The organism is Clostridium amazonense, from assembly GCF_056431285.1.
Genome location: NZ_JBWKMH010000012.1, coordinates 1 through 5496 on the forward strand (window position 1 = coordinate 1; position 5496 = coordinate 5496).

Consider the following 5496-nt stretch of genomic DNA (forward strand, 5'->3'; position numbering starts at 1 on the left):
AGGTATAACCAAGGAAACTTGGAAATATTCCGCGATAGCTCAACGGTGGAGCACTCGGCTGTTAACCGATAGGTTGAAGGTTCGAATCCTTTTCGCGGAGCCATATTGAATATTAGAGAAGTAGATAGTCTACTTCTTTTTTTATTTTATATGAATTTGAAACGAATTTAATTTATAGAATATACAACGTAAAAAATTGAAAGTGAAAATTAATTATAGGTATTGTAAATAAATTCAATAAACTAAGAGAGAAATTATTACTCTAAAGTTAATTGAAAAATTAATTAATAATTTAAATTTATGGCAAAATCACGTGAACATAGGATTTTTTGTTATAAAAATTATATATATTTGAATTAAAAAAGATATATAGGTAAAAATATTAAATAGATGTTTACAATATTGTAATACCAATATATAATTAAATAAGAATTTAATAATAAGCGTTGAAAGAGAAAAGTATAATTCAGATATTTTAAAGAGAGCTAAAGATGGTGGGATTTTAGTAAATTATGATTTAGAAAAGAAGCTCTGGAGCTATAAACTGAAAGATAATTAATTATGGAGTAAGTTTGTGGGAATCTTCCCTTATAAAGAGTTGAGTGGACTAAATTAAATTTAGTCAATGTAGGTGGTAACGCGGAAGTATAACCTTTCGTCCTAATTTTAGGATGAAAGGTTTTTTTTATTAAAATAAATTACTGAAAGGATAGAGATAATATGAAATTTCAACAATTAGCAAATACAATTTTCCCAAGTATTGAAAATACACCAGATTATTATATTAATAAGTATCCAAAAAGAAATCTTAAAGAAGGAGCAAAGGTAACTAGATATGCTCCAAGTCCAACAGGATTTCAACATATTGGTGGAGTATTTTCAGCATTAATAGATGAAAGAATTGCAACTCAAAGTGGTGGAGTATTTTATTTAAGAATAGAAGACACTGATCAAAAAAGAGAAGTTGAAGGTGCAATAGAAGATACAATAAATACAATGCATAAATTTGGACTAGATTTCACAGAAGGTATGACAGGTGATAATAGTTCAAAAGGTGATTATGGTCCATACAAACAAAGTGAAAGAGGAGAAATATATAAAACTTTTGCTAAAGAATTAATAGCTAAAGGATTAGCATATCCTTGTTTTTGTACATCAGAAGACTTAGAAAAATTAAGAGAAAAGCAAATAGCTGATAAGTTAACTCCAGGATATTATGGGGAGTTTGCAAGTTGCAGAAACTTATCAGAAGAAGAAGCAATAAAAAGAATAAACAATGGTGAAAGATATATAATAAGATTAAAATCACCAGGAAATTCAGAAAATAGAATAGAGTTTCATGATTTAATAAAGGGAGATATATCATTTCCAGAAAGTAATCAAGATATAGTTATAGTAAAATCAGATGGGCTTCCAACATATCACTTTGCACATGCAATAGATGATGCTTTAATGGGAACAACAACTGTAATAAGAGGAGAAGAATGGCTTTCATCACTTCCAATACATGTTCAATTATTTGATATACTTGGATTCAAAAGACCTGAATATGCACATACTCCAACTATTATGAAACAAGATGGAGGTTCTAAAAGAAAACTTTCTAAAAGAAAAGATGCAGAAAGTGCAGTAAGTTACTATGATGAAGAAGGATATCCTATGATATCTGTTATAGAATACTTATTAAATATAATAAATTCAACATTTGAAGAGTGGAGAGAAGAGAACCCAACTGAAGATTATCATAACTTTGAAGTTTCATTAGATAAAATGAGTAAAAGTGGAGCATTATTTGATATAGTTAAATTAAATGATGTAAGTAAAAATGTAATTTGTAGATTAAAAGCAGATGTTGTTTATGATTATTACATCAAATGGGCTAAACAATATGATGAAGAAATGTATAAATTAGTAACAGCTAATGAAAAACTGGCTAAAGAAATATTTAATATAGATAAAGAAGGCCCTAAACCTAGAAAAGATTTTGCTAAATGGAATGACGTAAAAGAAAAAATATTCTATTTCTTTGATGATTTATTTAAAAATGATGGTAAAGAAAATGTAGAATTGCCTAAAAATGTAGAATTAGAAGAAGCTAAAAGAATAATAGAAGCATATGCTAAAGCTTATAATTTTAATACAGATAAAGATACTTGGTTTGAAGACTTAAAAGCAGTAGCAGTAGAACTTGGATATGCTACTGATAGAAAAGCATTTAAAAAGGACCCAGAAGCATATAAAGGAATGGTATCAGATGTAGCTGGTTCTGTTAGAGCTGCATTAACTCATAGAGCTAATACACCAGATTTATACACTATAATGCAAATAATGGGAGAAAAACTAGTTAGAAGTAGATTTACTGAATTTATAAATTTATAATAAGAAGGACTAACAAATTCATTTGTTAGTCCTTTATTTTCTATTTATTTAATTTAAATGAGCTCTTTAATGAAACAATTCTATTAAAGACTAATTTATCATCTGTAGTTAATTTTGAATCTACATTAAAATATCCATGTCTAAATAATTGATATTTATCATTAGATTTAGCATCTTTTACACTAGGTTCAATAAATCCATTTAAGACTTCTAAAGAATTAGGATTTACTTGTTCTAAGAAATGTTTATCTTCATCGTCTTCATTGTCTAAGATTAAAGGTTCAAATAGTCTGAACTCACAAGGAATAGCAGCACTAGCATCTACCCAGTGAATAGTACCTTTTACTTTTCTACCTGTAAATCCAGTACCACTCTTAGTTTCTGGATCATAAGTACAATGAATTTCAGTAACATTTCCATCTTCATCTTTTATAACTTCATTGCATTTTACAAAATATGCACCTTTTAATCTTACTTCATTACCAGGGAATAGTCTAAAATACTTTTTAGGTGGATTTTCCATGAAGTCTTCTTGCTCTATATATAATTCTCTTGAAAATGGCACTTGTCTAACACCTGCATTTTCATCATCAGGATTATTTTCAATGTCTAACATTTCAATTTGTCCTTCTGGATAATTAGTTATAACTAATTTTAAAGGTTTTAAAACAGCCATTGCTCTTGGTGCTTTTGGATTTAAGTCTTCTCTTATAAAATATTCAAGCATTTGAGAATCTACAGTTGAAGCTGCTTTTGCAACACCAATTGCTTTACAGAAATTTCTTATAGATTCAGGTGTATATCCTTTTCTTCTTAGACCTGCAACAGTTGGCATTCTTGGGTCATCCCATCCATCAACAACATGTTCATCAACTAACATTTTAAGTTTTCTTTTACTCATAACTGTGTTAGTTATATTTAATCTAGCAAATTCAATTTGTTGAGGAGTTGAATCCATTTCACATTCTCTAACAACCCAATCATAAAGAGGTCTGTGGTCTTCAAATTCTAAAGTACATATAGAATGAGTAATACCTTCTATAGCATCTTCTAATGGGTGAGCAAAATCATACATTGGATATATGCACCATTTATCACCAGTATTATGGTGAGTAGCATGAGATATTCTATATAATATAGGATCTCTCATATTAATGTTAGGAGAAGACATATCTATTTTAGCTCTTAAAACTTTTTCTCCATCTTTAAATTCACCGTTTTTCATTCTTTCTAATAAATCTAAATTTTCTTCTATAGATCTATTTCTGTACGGACTTTCTTTTCCAGGTTCAGTTAATGTTCCTCTGTATTCTCTCATTTCTTCTGGAGTTAAATCACATACATAAGCTTTTCCTTTTTTTATTAAAAGTATTGCTCTTTTATACATTTCATCAAAGTAATCAGATGCAAAATAAAGGTTATCCCAATCGAAACCTAGCCATTTTACGTCCTCTTTAATAGATTCAACATACTCAGTATCCTCTTTAGTTGGATTAGTATCATCGAATCTTAGGTTAGTTTTACCTTTAAATTCATCAGCTAATTCAAAATTTAAAACTATTGATTTTGCATGACCAATATGTAAATATCCATTTGGTTCTGGTGGAAAACGAGTTAAAATTTCTTTGTGCTTACCACTTTTTAAATCTTCCACTACTATGTTTTTAACAAAATTAGATGTATTAATTTCTTTTGACATAATATAAATACCTCGCTATTAATTTATTTAAATACTTATATATAAATTTTGTAGTATATTTTAATTTTTTACTATTACATTTAATTTTAACCTAATAATAAGAAAAAATAAAGAGTTAACAATGAAACAAGATATTTAAAGTGTATTTATATTTTCAAATAAACGCTGAACGAAAGATGCAAACGATTCATTATCTATTGAGTTAGCTATATAGTAGTCTAATATAGTTTTTATTTTTGTTACTAATTCATCTTCAGATAACTTAATAGAAAGTTCTTTATAAGAATTTAGATGAGTATCTGAATTTTTAACAAAAATCTTGTAATATACTTTATCAGAACATAATGAATTGAATAAGCACGAATTTATACATTTACCACATTGAGTGCATAAAGTAGTGTCTAAAGTTATTTTTTTAGAATTATTTAAAGTTAGTGCATTAAATTTACATTTCTTTATACATTGTCCACAAGAAGAACAATTTGAAGAATTTATAGAAACTTTAGTATAAGGTCGCACATAGATTTCATTGTTTTGGGATTTTAAACAGTTATTAGAACAACCTATAACACCAATATTGATTTTATTAGGAAGTGTAAGGCCTAATAAATTAAGTTGTAGTGTATTTGCTAAACCTTGAGTATCTATCGTACCATTTCTACAGACCGTACCCCTACATGAAGTTACAGGGTGAACTAACCTACCAGTTACAGTAGTTCTTAAATCTTTATCATTTAAAAGATTTAAAACTGTATCTAAGTTTTCTTCTTTTATAGATGGAATCTCTAAACAACCACGAGAACATATTGTTACATAACCATTTCCATAAAATTCAGCTACATGGTTTAAAAATCCAATTTTTGAACAAGATAAATTTCCACCATCGCTTATTACACGAATAGAATAAAGTCCAGGTATAGATTGTTTAAAAACTCCATTAGATTTTAATGTTTTCATAAAAGTAAATCTCCTTAAATATAATAATGTATTAAAAATATACTATAAATATAGAGAATTTTGCTAAGGAAGTTATTTGAAATAACAAAAACTATACCTAGTGTGTCAGTAAATGGAATTAGAATAAAAAAGAAGAAAAATAGAGCAAATGATGAATAATTTTATAAAATAGGTGAAAGAATAATTATGTAGTAAGCAAAATATTAATATAATAAATCTTGTCGCTGCAAGACATCAACAAAATGTTGGAAGAAAGCAGTGCAGTGTTTTGAAAAGATAACTTAAAAAAGTTATTGACAATAAAAACACAAAATGATATTATAAATAAGCAGTCGTTAAAGACTGACAAAAAAGTAACAAATTGGTCTTTGAAAATTAAACAGATAATATATAGGTAAAACCAGTTAATTCATTGAGATTCTAATCAATTAGAAGATCACATCGAAAGATGTAAAATTGAC

At 27.5% G+C, this 5496-nt stretch carries 3 protein-coding genes, 1 tRNA gene and 1 other annotated feature; of the genes, 2 read left to right on the forward strand and 2 right to left on the reverse strand.

Annotation, left to right across the window (positions count from 1 at the left end):
- The first annotated feature begins 28 nt into the window (after nucleotides 1–28).
- Nucleotides 29–103 (forward strand) — tRNA-Asn (locus AC07E4_RS07385).
- Between the two features lie 334 nt (nucleotides 104–437).
- Nucleotides 438–666: a binding site (T-box leader), on the forward strand.
- A gap of 54 nt (nucleotides 667–720) precedes the next feature.
- On the forward strand, nucleotides 721–2379 hold the full coding sequence (gene gltX, locus AC07E4_RS07390; protein ID WP_430830877.1) for a glutamate--tRNA ligase: 1659 nt from the start codon (nucleotides 721–723) through the stop codon (nucleotides 2377–2379).
- 40 nt (nucleotides 2380–2419) lie between these two features.
- On the opposite strand, the gene AC07E4_RS07395 is transcribed toward gltX, so the two are convergent.
- Complete coding sequence (locus AC07E4_RS07395; protein WP_034439818.1) at nucleotides 2420–4078, reverse strand: glutamine--tRNA ligase/YqeY domain fusion protein; 1659 nt, start codon at nucleotides 4076–4078, stop codon at nucleotides 2420–2422.
- Between the two features lie 135 nt (nucleotides 4079–4213).
- Complete coding sequence (locus AC07E4_RS07400; protein WP_034439817.1) at nucleotides 4214–5035, reverse strand: 4Fe-4S binding protein; 822 nt, start codon at nucleotides 5033–5035, stop codon at nucleotides 4214–4216.
- Between the last annotated feature and the right edge of the window lie 461 nt (nucleotides 5036–5496).